This is a genomic window from Methylocystis sp., from assembly GCF_050246715.1.
Taxonomy (GTDB): Bacteria; Pseudomonadota; Alphaproteobacteria; order Rhizobiales; family Beijerinckiaceae; genus Methylocystis.
On sequence record NZ_JBFWVN010000022.1, the window covers coordinates 23,738 to 44,889 of the forward strand.

Sequence of the window (21,152 nt, forward strand, 5' to 3'; positions counted from 1 at the left end):
CTGCGAGCCTCATTGCCAAGATGGCGGTTGGCGGTCTCGCCCTTACGCGCACTATGTGGCGGAACAACGTCGTGACATTGCACACGGATCTGACGCGCCTCGCGCCGCTTCCCAGCGAATTGCGCGACCGCTGTCCGGGCGGATATGCTGACGTTGACTTCAGCTTCGCATGGCGACGGCGCCATGCCAACCCTTAGGCGCGGCCGTCGATGTGGAGGGAGCAATTCGATTATTTCTGGGATGGGCGGCGCAGGCTGGCCATTGGATGGTTCGACGGCGCCGATCGCGCGACCGCGTCGTCGGTTCGTCCGGAACTCACGGTCTTTTCGGCGCGCGACGAGCGCTTCGCCAGCGCGCCCACCCTCGTCGACATTATCGACGCCGCGCGCTGGCGCTCGCGCATCATCATCATTGACCTGCCGCCCGACTGCCGATTTGTCCGGCTGACCGCAGGCGACGGCGCCGAACTCACCTTGGCGCTCGCCGCCGAGCGCGATCTTCCGCAAAGCGCGGACTGGCGCCTGCTCATGACGATGCTGCCGGACGCCGGCGGCGCCGACCCGGTCGCCTTTCGGCTGGCGGCGTTTCCGGCGCGCGGCGACGTCGAGAGGCTCTCGCGCGAGCAGACCGCCGCGGCTGGCGCAAGACTGGTCTGGGCGATCGGCCAGCGCCGCGTCGTCGAACGCGCCGACGCCGGCGTCGTCATTCGCCTTGCGCCGGCGCGCCGCATTTTCCCGGCCTATCAAAGCAGACTCGTCCTCGAGGCGGCGCCATTCGAGAGTTCAGCGGCTGGCGACGCGCGCGAGGCGCCTTTCGCCATCATGGAGCACTGGCTGCGCGAATCGGGCGCGCCGCGCGTCGTCATTCGCCTGCGCATTCCCGATTCGATCGAAGAAAGCGCCACATTGCTCGGCCGGTCCAGCGTGGCGCTGGCGATGAACCAGCGCCTGCGGCTGAAAGGCTGGACTCTCGATCAGCGGGCGGCGGGAGAGCCCGCTATCGATCCGATCACTGCCGAAGACCTGCGCCAGGCGACGGGAGAGGCTCAAGAATTTCCTGACGCCGCGGAAACGGCGGAGCCGATCGTGGTCAGCAATCTGCTTTCGCTGCTCATCGACCCCGAGGCGGCGGAAGCGGATGGCGTCGCCCTGCGCCGCGGTCGCGACAAAAGCGCGCCCGGCATGGGCGAGACCGTCGAGATTGAATTTTACGGCGCGGCGCTCGGCGACGACGTTGGCCTGGTCTGCCCGGCTGCGGGGCCAGGAGACCTGGGCGTCGCGCCTGTTGATCCGGGCGGTCCCGCCTATGCAAGGCTGTTTCGGGTCGAGGGCGACGGACTTGCCCCGCGCCGCGCGACTGACGACGAAGGACTTATCGACGAGCTGATGCGCCGCGCCGCCGACGCCGCACGCGCGGCAACCGGCTCGGCCGCGCGCGCCGTGGCCGAACGCGCCGCCGGGCTGAGAAGCCGTTGCGACAAGCTTGTCGCGTCGCTGAACGGCGCCCTGGCGCGCGCCGAAGTCGCCGCCCGTTTCGATCCGCCCGGCCTGTGGGATACGCTCGAACCGCTGGCGCAGGCGAGTTTCGCCGCGCTTGCCGTCGATTCGACCGGGCCGGCCCGCGCGCGGGTGCAACAGTTTGGCGGCTATGGCGCTTTTAGCGCCGACCCGGCGCTCGCCGCGGCGATTGCGCATGGCGGCGATTTCGCTCAGTCCGCGCGCCCTTACGCAGAAGCCGCCGGCGCGCGCAGCGTCTCCTCCCTCCTCGCGCGCTACCTTGACGCCTGCGGCGCGCGCGGCATGGCCCCGGCGGGACTTGACGCCACGCAGGAGGCGCGGCTCCTGCGCGCGCTGTTGAAAGAGCCGGACGCTACCGCGCTGCGCGAGGCGCGGGTCGCTCTCGCGATCGACGACGGCGTCCGACGCGAAGCGACAAACGCGGCGCGCCTCATCGCCGACGCCGCAGCGGTCGAACGGGCGCGGGCGCATTTTGCGGAAGCGGGCGCGACCGACGCCGCCGCTATGCTCGACGCCTATCTCGATTTGCGGCGCGCCGGCGGCTGGGCGCCTGCACATGAAGCGCCGATGCTCGCCGCGCTCGTCGCGCGCGCCGGCGTCGAACTCGACGCAGAACGGCTCCAAGCCGAAAGCGCCGCGCAGGCGCCGCCAGCGGCGGAAAGCCGGAAGGGCCTGTTCGCGGCGATGCGGGGATTCTTTGGCGGCTGAACGCAGAAGCTCCCGCGGCGCGCGGGAACCGCGTGAATGCGCGAATGAAGGCGCTCGAACGCCGCCTAAACAGCTTCGCCTTTGAGCGATTCCCCGCTAAGGCCGCACGACTGTGCGGCCCCGAATGCGCTTCAGGCGGCGGGATTCGCCTGTTCGGCGACCTTGACCGGAAGCTGCGTTCTAATCGCGTCGACGATCCTTTGAACGGCGGCGTCCGACTCAGTGGCGCGCCTTTCCGCGCCGACCGCCCGCTGCTCCATGGCCGTAAGCTCGGCCTGCGTCGCCGCGAGCAGCGACTGCAACGCATCGATATCGTTGCGCGCCTGCACCAGCGCGGTCGAGAGTTCGGCGGATTCAGCTTCCGATTTAAGCAGCGCCGCTTCTGCCCGGTCGCCGCGCTCTTCGGCGCGCTCCAGCTTCTCTCGCACCGCATTCGCTGCGGTATGGGCGCGCGCCACCGCTTGAGCCGACTGCTTCTCGAGCTCCTTTATCGCGGCGGCGGCTTGGGATACGAGGTCCAGCGCCGCTACGGCGTCGTCTGGGGCGCGCGGCCGCTGACGGGCCGGATAGTTGGGGGCCGGAGGCCGGTTCTCCCCTCTTGGGATGATTTCGTCCATCACCTGATCCAGATCCAGCGATTCCATTTGCGTCTCCCGCCATCGCACGAGCTGGATTAGCCAGCGCGTTCGCTCAGATTCCCATTATGGTCAAGAATCCGGCTAAATCTCGACCGCCAAGTCAAGCTTTAGCTATGGCGAGCGAGGAGAGCATTCTTCATAGGACAGAACCGGCCTCCACAAACCGATGCTTAAGCCAATACGATCGCTGTTGCGACTAAAAACGCCTCCTGCTGAAAGAAATTCTGTGCGTGTGCTCACTGTCGCCGCGCGCCTGCAATAATTGTAGCCCAGTAGGCTCCACGACTTCTCGTCCGAACCCCGAACAAAAAGAGCTCGTCATGAACGAAACGGCCGACTCCATCACGTCTTACAAGGCAAAGACGGCGCATCCGGCGCCCGCGCGGTTCATTCGCTTTTTCGACGAAGTAGGCATCGCCGACGTGCCGCTCGTCGGCGGCAAAAACGCTTCGCTCGGCGAAATGTACCGGGAGCTGACGGCGAAAGGCATTTTGGTGCCCAATGGTTTCGCCGTGACCGCCGAAGCCTATCGCTATGCGCTCGACCGGGCTGGCGCCTGGACCGCCCTCAAGGCGGCGCTCGACGGACTGAATCCGTCTGACGTCGACGATCTTGCAAAACGGGCCGCACGCGCCCGCGACGTCGTTTATGGCGCGCCGACGCCGCCCGATCTCGAAGCTGAAATTCGCGGCGCCCTGGCCCAGCTCACCGAGGAATATGGCGCCGATCTGACGGTCGCCGTGCGCTCTTCGGCGACGGCCGAAGATTTGCCGAATGCGAGTTTCGCCGGCCAGCACGACACCTATCTCAATGTGCGCGGCGCCGCGGCCGTTCTCGACGCGGTTCGTCATTGCTTTGCGAGCCTGTTCACCGACCGCGCCATTCGCTATCGCATCGACAATGGCTTCGATCACTTCAAGGTGTTCAATTCGGTCGGCGTGATGAAAATGGCGCGGTCCGACTTAGCTGCGTCCGGCGTCATCTTCACGATCGACACGGAAAGCGGATTCGAGGACGTCGTCTTCATCACCGGCGCCTATGGTCTCGGCGAGAATGTGGTGCAGGGCGCGGTCGATCCGGATGAATTTTACGTCTTCAAACCCACCTATCGGCAGGGCAAGCGCGCCGTCTTGAAGCGCGCGCTTGGCGCAAAAAAAATCAGGATGGTTTTTTCCGATCGCGGCAGGGCGACGACGCGGAACCTTCCGACCGACGTCAAGGACCAAGAGAGATTCTGCATATCAGACGAAGAGGCGCTGACGCTCGCCGGACAGGCCATGGTAATTGAGGAGCATTATAGCGCCAAAGCCGGCGCACACCGTCCGATGGATATCGAATGGGCGAAGGACGGCGTCGACGGCCAGCTCTATATCGTTCAGGCCCGTCCCGAAACGGTCGCTTCTCGCCGCGACCGTAACATCGCCGAAATTTACACGGTGACGAAGCACGGCGCGGTGAGGATCGAAGGGCGCGCGGTCGGTGCCAAGATCGCCAGCGGCAAGGCGCGGGTGATCGAGCACGTCAGCGCGCTCTCGACATTCGTCCCGGGCGAGATTCTTGTCGCCGACACGACCTCGCCCGATTGGGGCACGGTGATGAAATCGGCCGCCGCCATCGTGACCAATCGCGGCGGGCGCACCTGCCATGCGGCGATCGTCGCGCGCGAACTCGGCATTCCAGCGATCGTCGGCACGGATGCGGCGACGCGCGTCATCAGCACCGGCGATCTGATTTCGGTGAGCTGCGCCGAGGGCGACGTCGGCAAGGTCTATGAAGGCGGCATCGAGTTTGAGGTGGAAAGAGTCAATCTTTCGACTCTGACGAAGCCCGCCACTCACGTGATGATGAACGTCGGCAATCCCGACAGCGCGTTCACACTCGCCGCTTTGCCCAATGACGGCGTCGGTCTCGCGCGCATGGAATTCGTCATCGCCGATTCGATTAAGGCGCATCCGATGGCGCTCGTCCACCCCGAGCGGCTCGACGCGCATGAACGCGCCGAAATTGCGAGGCTGACCGTCAACTATGCGAGCCCCTCCGAATTCTTCGTCAAGCGTCTGTCGGAAGGAGTCGGCGCGATCGCGGCGGCGTTTTACCCGAAGCCTGTCGTCGTGCGCATGTCGGACTTCAAAAGCAATGAATATGCGTCATTGCTCGGCGGCGGAGTATTCGAAGCTTTTGAAGCAAATCCGATGATCGGCTTTCGCGGCGCGTCGCGCTACGCGCACCCCGCCTATCGGGACGGCTTCGCGCTTGAATGCGCCGCGATGAAACGCGTGCGCGACGAGATGGGCTTCGTCAACGTCAAGCTGATGATCCCCTTCTGTCGTCGCATCGATGAAGCGGAAAAAGTCCTTTCCCTGATGCGCGAGCTAGGTCTCGAACGCGGCAAGAACTGGCTCGAAATTTACGTCATGTGCGAAATTCCGAACAATGTGTTGTTGGTCGATCAATTCTCGAAGCGCTTCGACGGATTTTCGATCGGGTCGAACGATCTGACGCAACTCACGCTTGGCGTCGACCGCGACTCGGAAATCGTCGCCTTCGATTTCGATGAACGCGACGAAGGCGTCAAGGAGATCATTCGCTTGGCGGTCGAAGGCGCAAAACGCAATGGTCGTCACTGCGGAATTTGCGGCCAGGCGCCCTCGGATTATCCCGAGATCGCCGAGTTCCTGGTCGGCCTGGGGATCGACTCGATCAGCCTTAATCCTGACTCGGTCCTGCAGACGACGAAGCGCATCGTCGAATTGGAGAAGCGTCTCGGCAGAACGCCGAGAAAGACGGTTTGATCGGCCGCGCCCATCTTTCGCTCAAGTCAAATTGCTCTGCGCGCCGGACGCCGCATGCGTCGATCGCGCTGCGGCGGCGCGGCGCCAGCGAGGAATTCAACATGAAATTTTTCGCCACGATGGCGCCGTCCGCCGGACTCGTAGGAGTCGCGGCGGCGCTGCATTTTGCAGAAGCCGGATCGATCGTGAACTTTATCGCCTCGGCTCTGGCGCTCGCGAGCGTCGCGCATATCATTGGCGAAGCCACCGACCAGCTCGGCAATCGCCTCTCGCCGGCGACGACTGGCGTCATTCAGTCGGCGGTCGGCAATCTGCCCGAACTGTTCGTCTGCATCTTCGCGCTGAAAGCCGGACTGCTCACCGTCGTACAGGCTTCGCTGATCGGCTCGATTTTGTCCAACGCCCTCCTCGTTCTCGGGCTCGCTTTTGTCGCCGGCGGCTGGAAGCATGGCGTTCTTTGCTTCGAGAGCCAAACGCCGCGGATGATTGCGACGCTGCTCCTCCTGGCGGTGTCGGCGCTGGTGCTGCCGACGCTCGCGCAGGAATTGCATCTTCCCAGCGGCGCCCATGAGCAGGCGCTGGCCGTTGTCTGCGCAATCGTGCTGCTGTTGGTTTTCATCGTTCTCACCCAGGCCATACTGAGACAGGGCCAGCGCGCGCTGCCGGCCGAGACTCATGCGCGACTTCACGCCTGGCCGCTTGGCGCAGCGGTCGGCGTTCTCGCCGCTTGCGGTATCGCCGCCGGCTTTGTGTCGGATTGGTTTGTCGATGCGCTCGGGCCCGCGATCGAAGCGCTTGGCGTCAGCGAAGCCTTCTCGGGTCTTGTCGTTGTCGCCATCGCCGGCAACGCCGTCGAAAATGTGGTTGGCGTTCGGCTTGCGGCTCAAGGCAAGGCGGACCTCGCAGTCAGCGTTATCCTCAACTCGGCGCTTCAGGTCGCGGTGGCGCTTATCCCAGCGCTCGTGCTCATCAGCTTTGCGATTGGCGGCGCGACGCCATTCACGCTCGCCATTCCGCCGATTCTCACGGCGGCGCTGTTTCTTTCAGTCTTGGTCGTCACCGTCGTGACCGTAGACGGCCGGGCCGACATGGTCGACGGGGCGGCGCTGATCGGGCTCTATGTCATCGTCGCGGCGATCTTCTGGTGGGGCTAGCCCCGTCATCGCGCCCTATATGAGTCGCTCAGCAAGCGGCGCCGACATCAGTCCGGCGCCGCGCAAGCGCGACAAAAGCGCGACGGGAGAGACTGATGAAACCAAGATTGGCAATCCTATTCGCCGGGCTTCTGGCGTTGAGCGGAACGGCGCGCGGCGGCGCGGTCGACGCGCATCGCGCCTTTCTCCCCGGCGACATCAAATGGGCGCCGGCGCCCTCTTCTTTGCCGGGCGGCGCCGAAATGGCGGTGCTCTATGGAGATCCGACCCAGGAAGGAGATTTCGTCATTCGCATCAGGGCGCCAAAGGGCTATCGCGTTCCGCCGCACACCCATCCCAGCGCGGAACTCGTGACGATCATCTCAGGCGCCTTCAGCTTCGGGAGAGGCCAATCGGCGGACCGCGCCAGCGTTGAGAAGCTTCCTGCCGGCGGCTTTATCGCGATGCCCGGCGGCGTCCTGCATTATGTCTTTGTCGATGAGGACTCGGTGCTGCAGATCAACGCGACCGGCCCCTGGAAGATCGACTATTACAATCCGAAAGACGACCCGCGCCTCAACATCGCCCCAGCCGGGGCGGCCAAACCGTAAAAATTGGGGCGTCAGATGAAACGGCTCGCGCCTTTACATCCGAGGTCGCGAGCCGTTCCTTTTTTGGGCGGCCGCGCGCTGGCGGCCGCCTATCGCGTTGAAGTAGTCGCGCCGGGCTCGAAGACAAGCAGAGCCGATCGCGCCATGTTTGCGCTGGCCAGTCGCAAGGAACAATCTTTCAGCGCGAGAGTTGCGCATGAAGGGTGGCGAGCAAGGTGCGGCGGGCAAGGATTTCATCCATGCTCTCGACCATCCTCATCATCGTCCTACTGTTGTTGCGCCTCGGCGCGCTTCCTGCATGGCCTTATAGTTCCGGACGGGGATATGGCCCCGGCGGCGTCATCGGCGCCGTGCTCGCAATTGTCGTCGTCATGGCGCCGATTGGCAGGCTGTAAGCGCCGTGACGCCGGCTCGGGGGCTTGCCAGCACGCTTCGGGCGCGCGGGGTAATGCATGATCGAGACCAGAACAGGGCCGCTCGAGCGCAGAGACGTTCAATCCGACCGCGACGCCTCGAGGGAGGCGCGCACGGTCGGATTTGTCCGACGCCATCCTTGGCTCGTCCTCATTGGCGCGCTGGCGCTCATTTTTCTTGGAATCGGCGGGTTCATCTACTGGGATTATGCGTCGCACTTCGAGTCGACCGACGACGCATTCATTGACGCCAGACAATATTCGATCTCTCCGAGGGCGTCGGGATACATCACCGCCGTCGAGGTGACCGACAATCAACATGTCTCCGCCGGCGATGTCATCGCCCGCATCGATCAACGCGACTATCGCATCGCATTGGCCGACGCCGAGGCTCAACTGGCGGTCGCGCGAGCGACCGCCAATAATCTCGACGCGCAAATCGCCGCGCAGCGCGCTCAGATCAGCGCGTCCGAGGCGAAGGTCGAGCAGTCGCGGGCCGCGCTGCTTTTCGCCCAGCAGGAGGCGACTCGATCGCGCACCCTGGTCCGGCGGGGCACCGGAACGGTGCAACGCCAGCAGCGGACCTCGTCGCAACTGGCGCAAGAACAGGCGGGGCGTGAACGCGCCAGCGACGCCCTGGAAGCCGCCCGCGGACAGATTCAGTCATTGGAGGCGCAGCGCGCTGCGGCGCAGGCGAAGATCGCGCAAGCCAATGCGCAAGTCGACAAGGCCCGGCTTAACCTGTCCTATACGACGGTGCGAGCCGCCGAGGCCGGTCGAGTCGTTCGACTAACGGCCGCGGTCGGAGAGCTGGCGCAGGCGGGCGCAAGCCTTGCGATGTTCGTTCCCGACAACATTTGGGTGACGGCGAATTTCAAGGAGACCCAACTTGACGACATGCGTCCCGGGCAGCCTGCGCGGATAAGCGTCGACGCATATCCGCAACGCGCCTTTCCGGGTAGCGTCGTCAGCATTCAGCCGGGTTCCGGCACGGCGTTCTCGCTGCTGCCGGCGGAGAATGCGACAGGCAATTACGTCAAGATCGTTCAGCGAGTGCCGGTGAAAATCTCGATTGACGACTTGCCGTCCGACCTCGTGCTCGGCCCCGGAATGTCGGTCGTCCCAACGGTTCGCGTCAACCCGCATCCTTCGATTTATGAACGGCTGAGAAACCTCTTGTGAGCGCCGTCGATCACATCGGCGCCGCCGCGCCCAACCCTTGGTTGATCGCCGCCGTCGTCTCGGTCGCGACCTTCATGGAGGTGCTGGATACGACCATCGCCAATGTCGCCCTGCCTTATATCGCCGGCGGCATGGCCGTATCCCCCGATGTAGCTGCATGGGTGGTGACGACCTATCTCGTCTCCAACGCGGTGATCTTGACGGCGAGCAGCCATCTGGCGAAGGCGCTGGGCCGAAAGCCGTTTTTTCTCATCTGCCTCGCACTCTTTACCGCAAGCTCGATATTGTGCGGCTTCGCCTGGGATATCCGCTCGCTGCTCTTTTTTCGTGTCCTGCAAGGGCTCGGCGGCGGCGGAATGGTGCCCGTCTCGCAATCGGTTCTCGCCGACGCTTTTCCGCCGGAAAAGCGCGGACAGGGCTTCGCGCTTTTTGGCATAGCTGTGGTGGTTGCGCCCGTCATCGGTCCGACACTTGGCGGCTGGCTTTCCGACAATTATTCCTGGCATTGGTGTTTCCTGATCAACGGCCCCATCGGACTGTTGTCGATCGCCATGGTCGCCGCCGTGTTGCGCGAACCGGACGTCAAGCGAAGCGCGCCGCCCTTCGATTTCATCGGATTTCTGCTCGTGTCGACATTTCTCGGCGCGCTCGAAGTCGTGCTCGATCGCGGTCAGCGCGACGACTGGTTCGGCTCAAATTTCATCATCGGATTCGCGAGCGTTTCCGCCGCCGCCTTTGCGCTCATGGTCCCTTGGGAGGCGACGCGCAAAAATCCCGTGGTCGATATTCGGATGATCGCGACGCGGCAGTTCGGCGCCTGTTTCCTGGTGATGATGGCGGTCGGCGCGGTGCTCATCGCAACTACGCAGATCCTGCCGCAACTGCTTCAGCTCTCCTTCGGCTATACGGCGACTCTCGCCGGCCTGGTGCTATCGCCTGGCGGGGTGGTGACGATGGCGATGATGATCGTCGTCGGGCGGCTATCGAATCTGGTGCAGCCGAAATATCTCATCATGGCTGGCGCCGCCGTGGTCGCCCTTTCGATATACAATCTCACCTATCTCTACGTCGACCTTGACTTCTGGTATTTCGCGCGCACGCGCATCTATATTGGAATCGGTCTGCCGCTCATTTTCATTCCGGTTACCACCGCCTCCTACCAGGGCCTGCCGCCCGAGAAGACCGACCAGGCTTCAGCGCTCATCAATGTCGCGCGCAATGTCGGCGGCTCAATCGGCGTTTCGCTTGCGCAGAACGTTCTGGCGCACCGAGAACAATTCCATTTAAGCCGGCTGGCGGAAAAAACGATTCCCTCCAATGTTCAATTTCAGGAGGCGTTTCGCCGCGCCACCGAATATTTTCTCGCGCTCGGCAGCACGGCCTCGGACGCACGTCGGCAGGCTTTCGCCTGGATCGGCAGACAGGCGCAGACGCAGGCTTCCCATCTGGCCTACATCGACGTTTTCTATGTGCTGACGCTCGTCGCGGCGATCATCATCCCGATCGCCTTGTTCTTGCGCCACGCCCGGCTCGGCGCCCATACCTCGACGCCGGCGCATTGATGCGGCGCAATCGATCGCGCCCTTGCTCTTTGCGTCGCATTGCGTTTCGGGCGACTCGTCCCTGTGCGCAAATCTTCCAGCGATCGTTCGAGGGGCTCGCTGCGGGGTTACTTTTTGCGATTTTCGCCTTTAGAGTTCCGCCCGCGCGGTAGAGTTCCGCAGCCATAAATGGAGATCAATGATGTTTCGCTTTTCGCTCGGACGCGCCTTTTGGGCGATGTCCTTCACAATCGCGCTTGCGCCCAGCGCCGCCATGGCGCAATCCGTGCAAGTCGGCACCCTGCTCTGCCATCTTTCCGGCGGCGTCGGCATGATCATCATCGAAAATCAGGCGCTCGACTGCGTGTACAGGGACGCGAAAGGCAGCCCGCCCCAGCATTACATCGGCAGACTGACCAATGTTGGCGCCAATATCGGCATCAGCGGTCCGGGCCAGATGATTTGGACGGTTCTCGCAGCGACAAATAGCATCGAGCCTGGCGCGCTGGCCGGAGACTATGTCGGCGCGGAGGGCTCAGCCGCGGTCGGCGCCGGCGCTGGCGCCGCCGTTCTGGTCGGCGGCTCCAACAAGACAATCTCCCTGCAGCCGGTTTCCGTCTCTCTGGGCACCGGACTCAATGTCTCCGCCGGCATCGGCAATGTCAGCCTGCAATATATGCCGGTGACGCCGCCCCCGCCGCCGCCCGGCCCCGCGCCCAAGAAGCCTCGCCACCATCGGTAAAATCGGGCTGTGCACCGAACCGACCGAATGGGCGCGCCGCCAGCGCGCCCTTTTTTGCGGCCATCGACGTCACTTCGAATGCGGCGTTCCGATGTAAGGGAATTCTTGCAAAGTGTCGGTATGCGGCTTCAGCCCGTCTGGGGGAATGTCGCCCTTTGAAAGAAACGACAGACGAAAATTGATGACGTCGTCGGCGAAGGTGCGGCCATTCGGGTAGCCCGCAGGCCGTGTGGGATCGAAGCTGAGCATATCCGGCAGGATGCCGTGTTCGTCGATCGCGGCGATCGCCTCGTCCCTGGCATAATTGCCGGTATGGCCCATCAGATGGATGAACTGTTCGAGCCAGCGCTTGCGATCGTTCACCGGTTCGCTGGCGTTATATTCTTCCTTGGTTTCGTCCGTGTTGAAGAAGCTGCTGACCGACGGGTGGCCGGCGCGATCGACGTGAACGAGTTCACCGTTACGGCGCACGCTGCAACGCCCCCAAATTCTGACGGCTGGATTGCCGCCAAGAGCGCTCGTCGGCATTTCGACGACGGTCGAAAGCACATTCGCCTCGGTGTTCGAATCGACGCCCGTCCAGGGAGACTTGCCGCCAAGATGCGGGGCGGTGAAATTTCTACCGCCGGATGTATCGAACAGCGCCAGAATGCCGTCGTAATCGAAAAAGAAAGCGTCGCTGCGCACGCCGGCGAAGAAGGTGAAATCGCCGGATCGGACCATGTTCGGCTCGGGGTCGAAAGACACTTCCGCGCCCGAGACGATCTTTTCGCCGACCGGTTCGGGAGAATGCGATTCGACGCCGCGCGCGAGGTAAACGTCGAAGGTCTGCCGGCCGTTTTGCTTTGGCGAGAACACATAGCTGATCGCGATGTCCGTCAGGCAATCGCCGTCATTGTCGATGTTGAGCCGATAGATGGCGTCCGGATGAAACTCGTCGAAAGAGGGATTGGCGTTGAGGATGATCGCGGTCCGAGACGGATCGCTCGGCGACTGAAACGCATAGAGATCGCACAAGTCCAACCGCTGATCGCCAAGCGGCGGACCGAGACTGAGGCCGGTGAAATGATTCGACATGTTTCGCCTCCTTTAGAGACGTGGGAAGGATTTCCAACTCAACCAGCGGCGCGATTATCGAAGAACGCTGTGTCGCCTCTGTTTCAAGATTAGGATTGACCCCGTTCGCTTGGTTCGCCGCGGATCAATTTGATGATGCTCGAAAAATCCGCGCCGCCTTGGCCCGCAGCCTGATGCAAAGCATAGAGTTGCGTCGCCGCTGCGCCGAGCGGCGAGGCGGCGCCGGCTCGAGCGGCGGCTTCCTGGGCGAGTCTTAAATCCTTCAGCATCAGGGCGGACATAAAACCGGGCCTATAGTCATTGTTTGCAGGTGACGTAGGGACCAACTCAGGCGCCGGGCAGTAGCTCGTCAGCGACCAGGACTGGCCCGAAGAAATCGACGCCGCCTCGAACAACGCCCGATGCGACAGTCCCAGCCGTTCGGCGAGCACGAAGGCCTCGGCCGTTGCGATCATCGTGACGCCGAGCATGAGATTGTTGCAGATTTTCGCCGCCTGCCCCATGCCGGCGTCGCCGCAATGAAGCACATGCGCGCCCATATGTTCGAGAACGGGCTGCGCCGCCGCGAAGGCCGCCGCCTCGCCGCCGCACATGAAGGTCAGAGTCGCCGCTTTCGCGCCGGCGACGCCACCCGACACCGGCGCGTCGACCGAGAGCGCGCCGTTCGCTTGCGCGAGACGGTGCGCACCGCGCGCGCTTTCGACGTCGATGGTGGAACAGTCGATGAGCAGCTTGCCGCGCGCTTCCGGCGCGATTTCGCTCCAGACGGCAAGCGTCTGATCGCCACTCTGCAACATGGTGATGGCGACTTCGGCGCCGCCGATCGCATCGCGCAAGGAGCTTGCGGCGATCACGCCGTCCTCGGCGGCGGCTTTTACGAGCGACGCGTTAAGATCGATGCCGCGCGTCTCGACGCCGGCGCGCGCCAGCGCCGCCGCCATCGGGCGCCCCATATTGCCGAGGCCGATGAAAGCGACGCGCCTCATAACTACGACAACGTCGGCATGACGAAACTCGCGCCCGCCCCGACGCCGCCCGGCCAGCGCGATGCGACGGTCTTGGTCTTGGTATAGAAGCGCATGGCGTCCGGCCCGTGCTGATTGAGATCGCCGAACATCGATCGTTTCCAGCCGCCAAAGGTGTAATAGGCCAAGGGCGTCGGGATCGGCACATTGACGCCGACCATGCCGACTTCGACGCGGGAGGCGAATTCCCGCGCCGCGTCGCCGTCGCGGGTGAAGATGGCGACGCCATTGCCAAATTCGTGATCATTGGCGAGCGACAGCGCCTCGTCGAAGCCGCACGCGCGAACGACGCTGAGCACCGGGCCGAAGATTTCCTCCTTATAGATGCGCATGTCGGGCCGCACTTCGTCGAACAGGCAGCCCCCCATGTAAAAGCCGTTCTCATAGCCTTGCATCTTGAAGCCGCGTCCGTCGACCCGAAGCTTGGCGCCCTCCTCGACTCCGAGCGCGACATAGTCCTTGACCCGCTCCAGATGCGCGCGGGTGATCAGCGGGCCGAAATCGGCCGATGGATCGGTAGACGGTCCGATGCGGAGATTTTCCACCCTTGGTTCGAGCCGAGCGACGAGCGCGTCGGCTGTTTCTTCGCCCACCGGCACGGCGACCGAAATCGCCATGCAGCGCTCGCCGCCGGACCCGTAAGCCGCGCCGACCAGAGCGTCGACCGCCTGATCCATGTCGGCGTCAGGCATGATCACCATATGGTTCTTTGCGCCGCCGAAACATTGCATGCGCTTCCCGTGAGCCGCTCCTTGCGCATAAACATATTCCGCGACAGGCGTTGAGCCGACAAAGCCGATGGCTTTGATTCGCGGCTCTTCGAGCAGCGCGTCGACCGCTTCCTTGTCGCCATTGATGACATTGAGCACGCCCGCCGGCAGTCCGGCTTCGAGCATCAGTTCGGCGAGCAGCAGCGGCGCGCCGGGATTGCGCTCGGAGGGTTTTAGGATGAAGGCGTTGCCGCAGGCGATCGCCGGCGCGAATTTCCACATCGGAATCATCACCGGGAAATTGAACGGCGTAATGCCGGCGACGACGCCGAGCGGCTGGCGCATCGAATAAACATCAAAGCCCGCCGTCGCCGAATCGGTAAATTCGCCTTTCATCAGATGCGGAACGCCGATGCAGAATTCGACGACCTCGACGCCGCGCTGAATCTCGCCTTGCGCGTCGGCGAGGGTTTTGCCGTGCTCGCGGGCGAGAATTGACGCCAGCCTCTCCTTCTCGCGCCCGACGATATCGACGAATTTCATCAGCACGCGGGCTCTGCGTTGCGGATTGACCGCCGCCCATTCGCGTTGCGCCGCAGCGGCGTTGTCGACCGCGGCGCACACCTCGTCGCGGCTGGCGAGCGGCACGCGGGAGATCGCCGCGCCGGTCATCGGCTCATAGGCGTCGCTGAAACGCCCGGACGTTCCCTTGACCCGGCGTCCGCCGATAAAATGCGATAATTCTTCCATGTTCGCTCATCTAAGGCGCGTCCGCGCGATGTCATCTCGCAGGACCGGATGGCTTTCCTATATATTAAAGAGACAGGGCTTCCACGACGGCCATCGGCGATGGGACTGCAACTCGCAGACGAAAGCAAGAATCGATACGCGCGGGCGCCGCGACAGGCGGACTGGACGATCGATCAGAACTGGGCCTCCTACAGCGACGAGGAACATGATCGCTGGAACAGGCTGTTCGCCCGGCAGGCGAAGCTCCTACCAGGCCGAGCCTGCGACGAATTCCTGGAGGCGAAGCAGAAGCTCGAACTGTCGCGCTCCGGCATTCCGGATTTCGCCGATCTCAGCCGCCGATTGAGCGCGATGACCGGCTGGAGCGTGGTTCCGGTCGCGGGCCTTATTCCGGACGACGCCTTCTTCGATCATCTCGCCAATCGGCGCTTTCCGGCGGGCGCCTTCATTCGCCCTGAGTCGGAGCTTGGATATCTACAGGAGCCCGACGTCTTCCACGACGTCTTCGGCCATGTGCCGCTCCTCGCCAATCCGACCTATGCGCGCTTTCTCGAAGCCTACGGCAAGGGCGGCCAACGGGCGCTGGCGCGCGGCCAGCTCCATCATCTCGCGCGGCTTTACTGGTATACAATCGAATTCGGCCTGATCGAGACGCCGGCTGGGTTGCGCATCTTCGGGGCCGGAATCCTGTCCTCGCCTTCGGAGACGGTCTTTTCGCTCGAAGATTCCTCGCCGAACCGCGTCGCCTTCGATCTCGAAAGGGTGATGCGAACAAATTACGTCATCAGCGATTTTCAGCAGACCTATTTCGTCATCGAAAGCTTCGAGAAGCTGCTTGACGCCGGCTATCAGGATTTCGGTCCGATCTATGATCGGCTGCGCGGCGCTTCGGACTTTGCACCCTATGAACTGGCGCCGGGAGATCGCATCCTCTCGAGCGGCGATTTCCATTATTTTCGCGGCAAGCAAAGCGCTTATGCCAATCCTCGCCGATCATGATCCATGGGCCCAGCGATTTTCTTTAGATCAATTTTTTGGTCTGCCCTGTGTTTTCGCTCCAGCGATGAACGAATTGCCCTCTCCCGAATGCGATCAATGAAGGCCTCAACAGCCGGGTCGTTGCTCGATAGCAAAGTTCTCCCAACAATGCCGGAGCCGACAACGAAGTCACCGCGATGTGTCTCAATTGCAACAGCGCTCAGGAATTGAGCGCGTCGGCGCTCCAATCTTCGCCTGCGCCATTGCCCAGACCAGTTTGGTAGAGTAACAAGAATCCATTCTCGCTGGAGGCAAACTCGCCTCGTCAAGTGGGGCGGCGGATATTCAGATGGTCAACCATCAGACTCATGGGCGCACGGGGGGCCGCAAGATCATTGCGGCGGCGATGTTGTCTCTGCTTGTTCTGCGTGGATTGAGCTTTTTGGCGATCGCCGGCGCGTTTTTAGAGTCGTCGAGCGTGGCGAATCCCGTTCTTTCGACCCTCGATCTTGGCGAACATTGCGACTGGACGGAGGGTCAGTCGGATCACCAAACGCCGAACCAGGATTGTTCGGATTGCTGTGTATTTTGCGCCTCCGCGGCGCGCGACCTGATTGTTCCGGGCGCTCTTAGCTTCAAGGCGACGGACGCTCTGTTTTCGTCGGCGGTTGTTTCCCTGTCGACGTTTTATCGAGATAAACCGGGCTGGCCGAGGCCGCCAGGGTTGATCGCAAATTGGTCTGCGACTTCACCTCCGCTCATTTCATAGCAAGCGGAGTCGGCGTTTTCGCCCCGCACACGCTCGCTGCATAAGCGTAGCTCGATCAGAACGCTCCCCGCATCTGGAATTGGAGTCGCGTTGCGCCGCGCCAGCTCGACGAGAGCGCGGCTGACGAGTGGCTGCGCGCCTCCCGACTACTTACTAGGAACAAAAAGATGCTGCGGAAACGTCTCGCCCTTAGCGGCTCCGTCCTCACTCTGGCTTTGGCTGATCCGAATTATTCCGCGGCTCAGCAAGCCCTTCCGACCATCGAGATTGGCAAACCGCAGCAGTTGGGGGCGCGATCGCCGCGTTCGACGACCCCCCGAGCTCGGGCGCGCCCAGCACGGTTGCTGAACCGGGTCCTGCGATAGAAGGGGGACAGGGCTCCGGCCAACCGGCGCTGTTCACCAGAGGCGGAGGCTCCCTTGTGGCGCCGTCCATTCCCGCCCTGCGCGCGCAACTCAACCGCACTGTCGGCTCGGTCGCCTTTGTTGATTCCAATACGCCAGAACAGCAAACGCGCTACATTTCAGATCTGCGGGACGCGCTAAAGGATACGCCCGGCGTCTTCGCAGAATCGCGATATGGCGCGGAGATCCGCCTCTCGGTGCGCGGCTCCAATCTGACGCGCGACTTCCACAATCGAGGACTGGAGCTTCTGCAAGACGGCATACCGATGACGTTTGCGGACGGCGCCGGCGACACCTATTCGATTGACCCTCACTATTATCGCGCCGTCGAGGTCTATAAGGGCGGCAACGGATTGACCTATGGCGCATCGACGCTCGGCGGCGCCATCAATTTCGTTTCGCCAACGGCCTATACCGCAATCTCGCCGAATTATCTCAATCTCGAAGGCGGAAGCTTCGAGACCATACGCGGTCAGGCGCAGGCGTCCAGAATCATCGGCAACTTCGACGTTCTGCTCAATGGATCGTTCACGCATTCGCTTGGTTTTCGTGGTCACGAGAAGTCCGATTACACGCTTATCAATGGCAATGCCGGATACAGGTTCTCGAACAATCTCGAAACCCGCATGTATTTCGGTTATTACAACACCCATCAGCAATTGCCGGGCACGCTGACTCTGAGTCAGATCGCGGCGGATCCGAGGCTTTCGCTGCCGCCTTTCGTCGAAAGTTTCGGAACATATAATGGCAACTACATCAATCCCGCATCCGGCGACTGGGCCTTTAGCGGCAATCAGGGTCGATATCAGCAAAACTACCGCGTCGCCAACAAGACGACTTATGTTACGGATTTCGGGCAGTTCGACGTCAGCAGCTGGTACATCGGTCAGTATCTCTATCACCCGATCTTCGTCGTCATTCAGCAGAACACCAACAACTGGGGAGTCACGCCGCGCTTTACGTCCAAACATGAACTGCTTGGCCATAAGAATGAAGTGATCGCCGGCGCGCGCGTCTGGGGCGAGAACGGAAGCGACAAATGGTGGACGAATTTCAACGGCACGATCGCCAACCCCTATGGCTTGTCCGATCGTCCCACTCTCTTTAATTCGTTTGGCGCGCCGCCTTTTGGCAATGTCATCGGCGCCGGCTTCCCGGGATGGTCGTGGAATTCGCTTTCACAGTTCGGATTCAACAATGGCAACAACGCTTGCGGATTCGTCAATTATGCGATCGCGCAGGACTGTCCGCTTGTCCCGTTTGTCCCGGTGGGTCAAAATCCGCAGCTGCGGAACAATACGATCAACGCCTTCAACGTCGAATTCTATGGCGAGGACAGATTTCACCTTACTAAAAATCTTATCGCGATGGTGGGGCTGAAATACATTAGCGATCGAAGAGCCACGGCGGCCTTGGGCGGAATTCCCTTTGAGCCTCTCGCGGGAAGCGCGTCCAAGACCTATCACGGGCTGATGCCGAAGTTCGGTCTGATGTGGCAGGCCACGCCGGATATTCAGGTATTCTCCGATGTTACTCTATCGCGCGACGTGCCGGACTTTATCGATCTGACGCAAACGCTTTTTGCGCCTCGACCGCCATGGCTTCCAAATTCGGAGGGTCTGTTTGGGTTTCAGATGAATAATCTCAAGGCGCAGAAGGCTTGGACGGGCGAGATCGGCACTCGGGGCAAATATGACCGTTTTGCTTGGGATTTTACCTATTACTACGCCAATATCTGGGACGAATTGCTGAAGTTCAACACCAATCCGGCTTCCGGCACAGTGTCCGTCACGCGCAATGCGCCAAATACCGTCCACCAAGGCATCGAACTTGGCGGCAGCGTCGAGGTTCTTCGTGACTTGCAGGGCGAAGGCGCCGGCGACGTTCTCAAGATCGCCCAGATATGGAACATGAATCTATACGCCTTCAATGGCGACCCGACCTACGGGAACAATTGGCTCCCGGCGATTCCGCGCAATGTGCTGCGCACGACCGTCAGCTACAACACGCGGGAAGGGCTGTATATTGCGCCGCAAGTCGATTGGGTCCCGTCAGGCGCATATGTGGATTACGCCAATACGCTGAGGGCGCCGGGCTACGCCCTGATTGGTCTGCAAGCAGGTTGGAAGATGACCAATGGTCTTGAATTGTATTTGGATGCGCGCAATCTCGGAAACGTCCATTATGTCAGCGACGTCATCAGCGTCGCTAACGCCGCTCGCCCGCCGTTCACAATCGCTACGGGCCTGTATGACTGGGTGCCCGGCAATCCACAGGCGTTCTATCCCGGTAATGGCGCGTCGGTCTATGGCGGCGTAAAGTATCGCTTCTAACGCTGAAAGGTGTGTGGGTTGGCGCGGGTCTTGTTATGGCCGCGCCGACCCGAGCTCCTATGAAGCTCACCGAAAATTGTTGAGAACGACAGTTCCGCCGGAAATAACCAAATCCGGATATTCGAGAATCTTGAAGTTGCCCAGCGGGTTTCCTTTGACCGCGATGAGATCTGCAGGAGCGCCTGCTGTTAATTTTTCCAGGGGCTCCATGCCGAGTTCCTTGCCGGCCTCAGATGTCGCGGCTCGCAAAATTTCGACATCGGACATTCGTGTTGCGTGCCGCATGAGTTGCAATTCTTGAGCATCGATACCCCACGGCACATCCACGTGAGCGATTTCCGCCCCATAAAGAAAGGAAACTCCAGCTTCTGAGAGTTTCCTTGCGTTTATGAACACTCCTGGGCAGTGAGACATCGTATCGAGTGTTGTAACGACTTTCACTTTCTGCAGCGCCGCTCGCTCGATCAAGCGATCATCCAGTTCGGAACATGGAACATGCGCCCACTCATCAACGCCCGCCGCCAGGGCGATCGAAGCGCCCCTGCTTTCGCCGATATGAGCAGTTACAAGTTTTCCTAGTCTGTGAGCCTCCGCTACGATCGTGGACACGAGTTCAACCTTCGCCATCGCCCATGGAGGCGGAACAATTCCCGGATGCTGTTGGCTCCAGGGCGCACCAGGTTCGCCGCCGGGTTCAAGCGCAATTTTGATAACAGCGGCGCCCCCTTCGACCAGTCGTCGCACAAGATCTCTTGCTTCCTCGGCCGACTGCACCGCCTCGGCCACGTAGCCTGCGCCAAAAATCGATATGGGATAGCCGCCTTGTACCGTAATGATTGGCCCGGATGTTAAGTGGCGTAGTTTTCCGTTGCCTCCGGAAGCGCGCAATACGGGGCCTCCCACCTCCCTAAGCGTCGTGACGCCATGTTTCAAAACGACGTCATCGGGGACATTGTGTATCGCGATATGCGCATGAAGCTCGATAAAGCCCGGTAAGATCGTCGCATCGCCAAGGTCTATGACTTCTTTTGCTCGATCTTTCGGCCGTTCCAGGGGGCCGACTTCGACGATAGCGGCGCCTTTTATGAAAACCGACTGGTCCGATCGGAACTCAACGCCATCAAATATTCTACGCGCAGTCAGCAATATCGAGGTAGCGTCGCCTGGCTCGGAACGTGGCTGGCTCGGAACTTGAATTTCAGCTGCGATTGAAGCTGACGATTGACAGATTAGAGCAAGCACGGCGATGTGGCGCAGGAGAATTCGACTTGAAGAGAATTTGCGGCGCACCTGGTCTGCAATTAAGCGACACGCATTCGTCATGCTGACTCCATTCGAAGCTGGCGGCCAACTGAGCATGTAGCACATTGATCGACAAAATGGATGATGATCGAAGCACGCAATTTAGCGGTCATCTCTTCCGATGGCGCCCGGTCAATAGTCTGGTTGCAAAAATGGAGCAATCGGACGTCCCGTCGCATCGGCCACAACGGCGCTCCCGCTCTTAACCAAAGCGGGAGACTCCTATGAAACGAACTTCAATTCGAGATGATTAGTGCCGTTTTAGTTCGCTTTCTATGGCGCCGCCTCCATAGCCTATCCATTTTAATGGCGCGTCACGGTCGACGAAGATGGGCAATACGCTTTTGCCGCGCCCCTCTGACGTCCGGCTCTGATCTACGACATGGCTCGCCCCCGCAAGCCTAGAGCAGACTCCGATCAAGGTGGATCATATCCACACGCGGCGAAATAGTTTGCGCATTCGAGTGGCTTGAAGATTTCTGCGCGGGTTTCGAGTGCGCGCATCAGTCCGGCGACAGTTCGCTCCG

Annotated in this window: 15 protein-coding genes; 10 read left to right on the top strand and 5 right to left on the bottom strand. The window is 61.6% G+C overall.

Annotated features, from left to right (window positions below; all coding sequences use genetic code 11):
• Positions 1–209: 209 nt before the first annotated feature.
• A complete protein-coding gene (locus tag AB7I51_RS09055; protein WP_428403678.1) occupies positions 210–2,225 on the top strand; it encodes a hypothetical protein in 2,016 nt (671 codons plus the stop codon).
• A 131-nt stretch (positions 2,226–2,356) separates the two neighbouring features.
• Here AB7I51_RS09055 and AB7I51_RS09060 read toward each other — a convergent pair whose 3' ends face one another.
• On the bottom strand, positions 2,357–2,869 hold the full coding sequence (locus AB7I51_RS09060) for an ABC transporter permease (RefSeq protein WP_428403679.1): 513 nt from the start codon (positions 2,867–2,869) through the stop codon (positions 2,357–2,359).
• A 314-nt stretch (positions 2,870–3,183) separates the two neighbouring features.
• Between AB7I51_RS09060 and ppsA the strand changes: the two genes are divergently transcribed.
• The 7 genes from ppsA (at position 3,184) to AB7I51_RS09095 (ending at position 11,277) form a co-directional block, all read left to right on the top strand.
• Positions 3,184–5,655 carry a phosphoenolpyruvate synthase gene (ppsA, locus tag AB7I51_RS09065; protein WP_428403680.1) on the top strand — a complete coding sequence of 824 codons (2,472 nt, stop codon included), beginning with the start codon at positions 3,184–3,186 and terminating at the stop codon, positions 5,653–5,655.
• A gap of 101 nt (positions 5,656–5,756) precedes the next feature.
• A complete protein-coding gene (locus AB7I51_RS09070) occupies positions 5,757–6,809 on the top strand; it encodes a calcium:proton antiporter (RefSeq protein WP_428403681.1) in 1,053 nt (350 codons plus the stop codon).
• 95 nt (positions 6,810–6,904) lie between these two features.
• Positions 6,905–7,399: a cupin domain-containing protein gene (locus tag AB7I51_RS09075; RefSeq protein ID WP_428403682.1), complete on the top strand. Its 495-nt coding sequence runs from the start codon at positions 6,905–6,907 to the stop codon at positions 7,397–7,399.
• Between the two features lie 239 nt (positions 7,400–7,638).
• Positions 7,639–7,794: a DUF3309 family protein gene (locus AB7I51_RS09080; protein WP_428403683.1), complete on the top strand. Its 156-nt coding sequence runs from the start codon at positions 7,639–7,641 to the stop codon at positions 7,792–7,794.
• A gap of 57 nt (positions 7,795–7,851) precedes the next feature.
• Positions 7,852–8,994: an HlyD family secretion protein gene (locus tag AB7I51_RS09085; RefSeq protein ID WP_428403684.1), complete on the top strand. Its 1,143-nt coding sequence runs from the start codon at positions 7,852–7,854 to the stop codon at positions 8,992–8,994.
• The gene (locus AB7I51_RS09090; protein ID WP_428403685.1) at positions 8,991–10,556 is read left to right on the top strand and encodes a DHA2 family efflux MFS transporter permease subunit; all 1,566 of its coding nucleotides are present in this window, start codon (positions 8,991–8,993) and stop codon (positions 10,554–10,556) included. Before AB7I51_RS09085 ends, AB7I51_RS09090 begins: the two co-directional genes overlap by 4 nt.
• A gap of 178 nt (positions 10,557–10,734) precedes the next feature.
• On the top strand, positions 10,735–11,277 hold the full coding sequence (locus AB7I51_RS09095) for a DUF992 domain-containing protein (protein WP_428403686.1): 543 nt from the start codon (positions 10,735–10,737) through the stop codon (positions 11,275–11,277).
• 69 nt (positions 11,278–11,346) lie between these two features.
• On the opposite strand, the gene AB7I51_RS09100 is transcribed toward AB7I51_RS09095, so the two are convergent.
• The 3 genes from AB7I51_RS09100 to AB7I51_RS09110 all read right to left on the bottom strand — a co-directional run bounded on the left by AB7I51_RS09100 (position 11,347) and on the right by AB7I51_RS09110 (position 14,839).
• Positions 11,347–12,354 carry a DUF4331 family protein gene (locus AB7I51_RS09100; RefSeq protein ID WP_428403687.1) on the bottom strand — a complete coding sequence of 336 codons (1,008 nt, stop codon included), beginning with the start codon at positions 12,352–12,354 and terminating at the stop codon, positions 11,347–11,349.
• An 89-nt stretch (positions 12,355–12,443) separates the two neighbouring features.
• Entirely contained in the window at positions 12,444–13,340 is an 897-nt protein-coding gene (gene mmsB, locus AB7I51_RS09105) for a 3-hydroxyisobutyrate dehydrogenase (protein WP_428403688.1), read from the bottom strand.
• A 2-nt stretch (positions 13,341–13,342) separates the two neighbouring features.
• On the bottom strand, positions 13,343–14,839 hold the full coding sequence (locus AB7I51_RS09110) for a CoA-acylating methylmalonate-semialdehyde dehydrogenase (protein WP_428403689.1): 1,497 nt from the start codon (positions 14,837–14,839) through the stop codon (positions 13,343–13,345).
• 99 nt (positions 14,840–14,938) lie between these two features.
• Between AB7I51_RS09110 and phhA the strand changes: the two genes are divergently transcribed.
• On the top strand, positions 14,939–15,838 hold the full coding sequence (phhA, locus tag AB7I51_RS09115) for a phenylalanine 4-monooxygenase (RefSeq protein WP_428403690.1): 900 nt from the start codon (positions 14,939–14,941) through the stop codon (positions 15,836–15,838).
• 1,169 nt (positions 15,839–17,007) lie between these two features.
• On the top strand, positions 17,008–19,323 hold the full coding sequence (locus AB7I51_RS09120; protein WP_428403691.1) for a TonB-dependent receptor family protein: 2,316 nt from the start codon (positions 17,008–17,010) through the stop codon (positions 19,321–19,323).
• 66 nt (positions 19,324–19,389) lie between these two features.
• On the opposite strand, the gene AB7I51_RS09125 is transcribed toward AB7I51_RS09120, so the two are convergent.
• Entirely contained in the window at positions 19,390–20,646 is a 1,257-nt protein-coding gene (locus tag AB7I51_RS09125) for an amidohydrolase family protein (RefSeq protein WP_428403692.1), read from the bottom strand.
• Positions 20,647–21,152: the final 506 nt, after the last annotated feature.

Coding starts and splice junctions, on each gene's coding strand:
- AB7I51_RS09125 (WP_428403692.1), bottom strand. CDS start 20,646: ATGACGAATGCGTGTCGCTTAATTGCAGACCAGGTGCGCCGCAAATTC.
- ppsA (WP_428403680.1), top strand. CDS start 3,184: ATGAACGAAACGGCCGACTCCATCACGTCTTACAAGGCAAAGACGGCG.
- phhA (WP_428403690.1), top strand. CDS start 14,939: ATGGGACTGCAACTCGCAGACGAAAGCAAGAATCGATACGCGCGGGCG.
- AB7I51_RS09100 (WP_428403687.1), bottom strand. CDS start 12,354: ATGTCGAATCATTTCACCGGCCTCAGTCTCGGTCCGCCGCTTGGCGAT.
- AB7I51_RS09080 (WP_428403683.1), top strand. CDS start 7,639: ATGCTCTCGACCATCCTCATCATCGTCCTACTGTTGTTGCGCCTCGGC.
- AB7I51_RS09055 (WP_428403678.1), top strand. CDS start 210: ATGTGGAGGGAGCAATTCGATTATTTCTGGGATGGGCGGCGCAGGCTG.
- AB7I51_RS09095 (WP_428403686.1), top strand. CDS start 10,735: ATGATGTTTCGCTTTTCGCTCGGACGCGCCTTTTGGGCGATGTCCTTC.
- AB7I51_RS09085 (WP_428403684.1), top strand. CDS start 7,852: ATGATCGAGACCAGAACAGGGCCGCTCGAGCGCAGAGACGTTCAATCC.
- AB7I51_RS09110 (WP_428403689.1), bottom strand. CDS start 14,839: ATGGAAGAATTATCGCATTTTATCGGCGGACGCCGGGTCAAGGGAACG.
- mmsB (WP_428403688.1), bottom strand. CDS start 13,340: ATGAGGCGCGTCGCTTTCATCGGCCTCGGCAATATGGGGCGCCCGATG.
- AB7I51_RS09075 (WP_428403682.1), top strand. CDS start 6,905: ATGAAACCAAGATTGGCAATCCTATTCGCCGGGCTTCTGGCGTTGAGC.
- AB7I51_RS09070 (WP_428403681.1), top strand. CDS start 5,757: ATGAAATTTTTCGCCACGATGGCGCCGTCCGCCGGACTCGTAGGAGTC.
- AB7I51_RS09060 (WP_428403679.1), bottom strand. CDS start 2,869: ATGGAATCGCTGGATCTGGATCAGGTGATGGACGAAATCATCCCAAGA.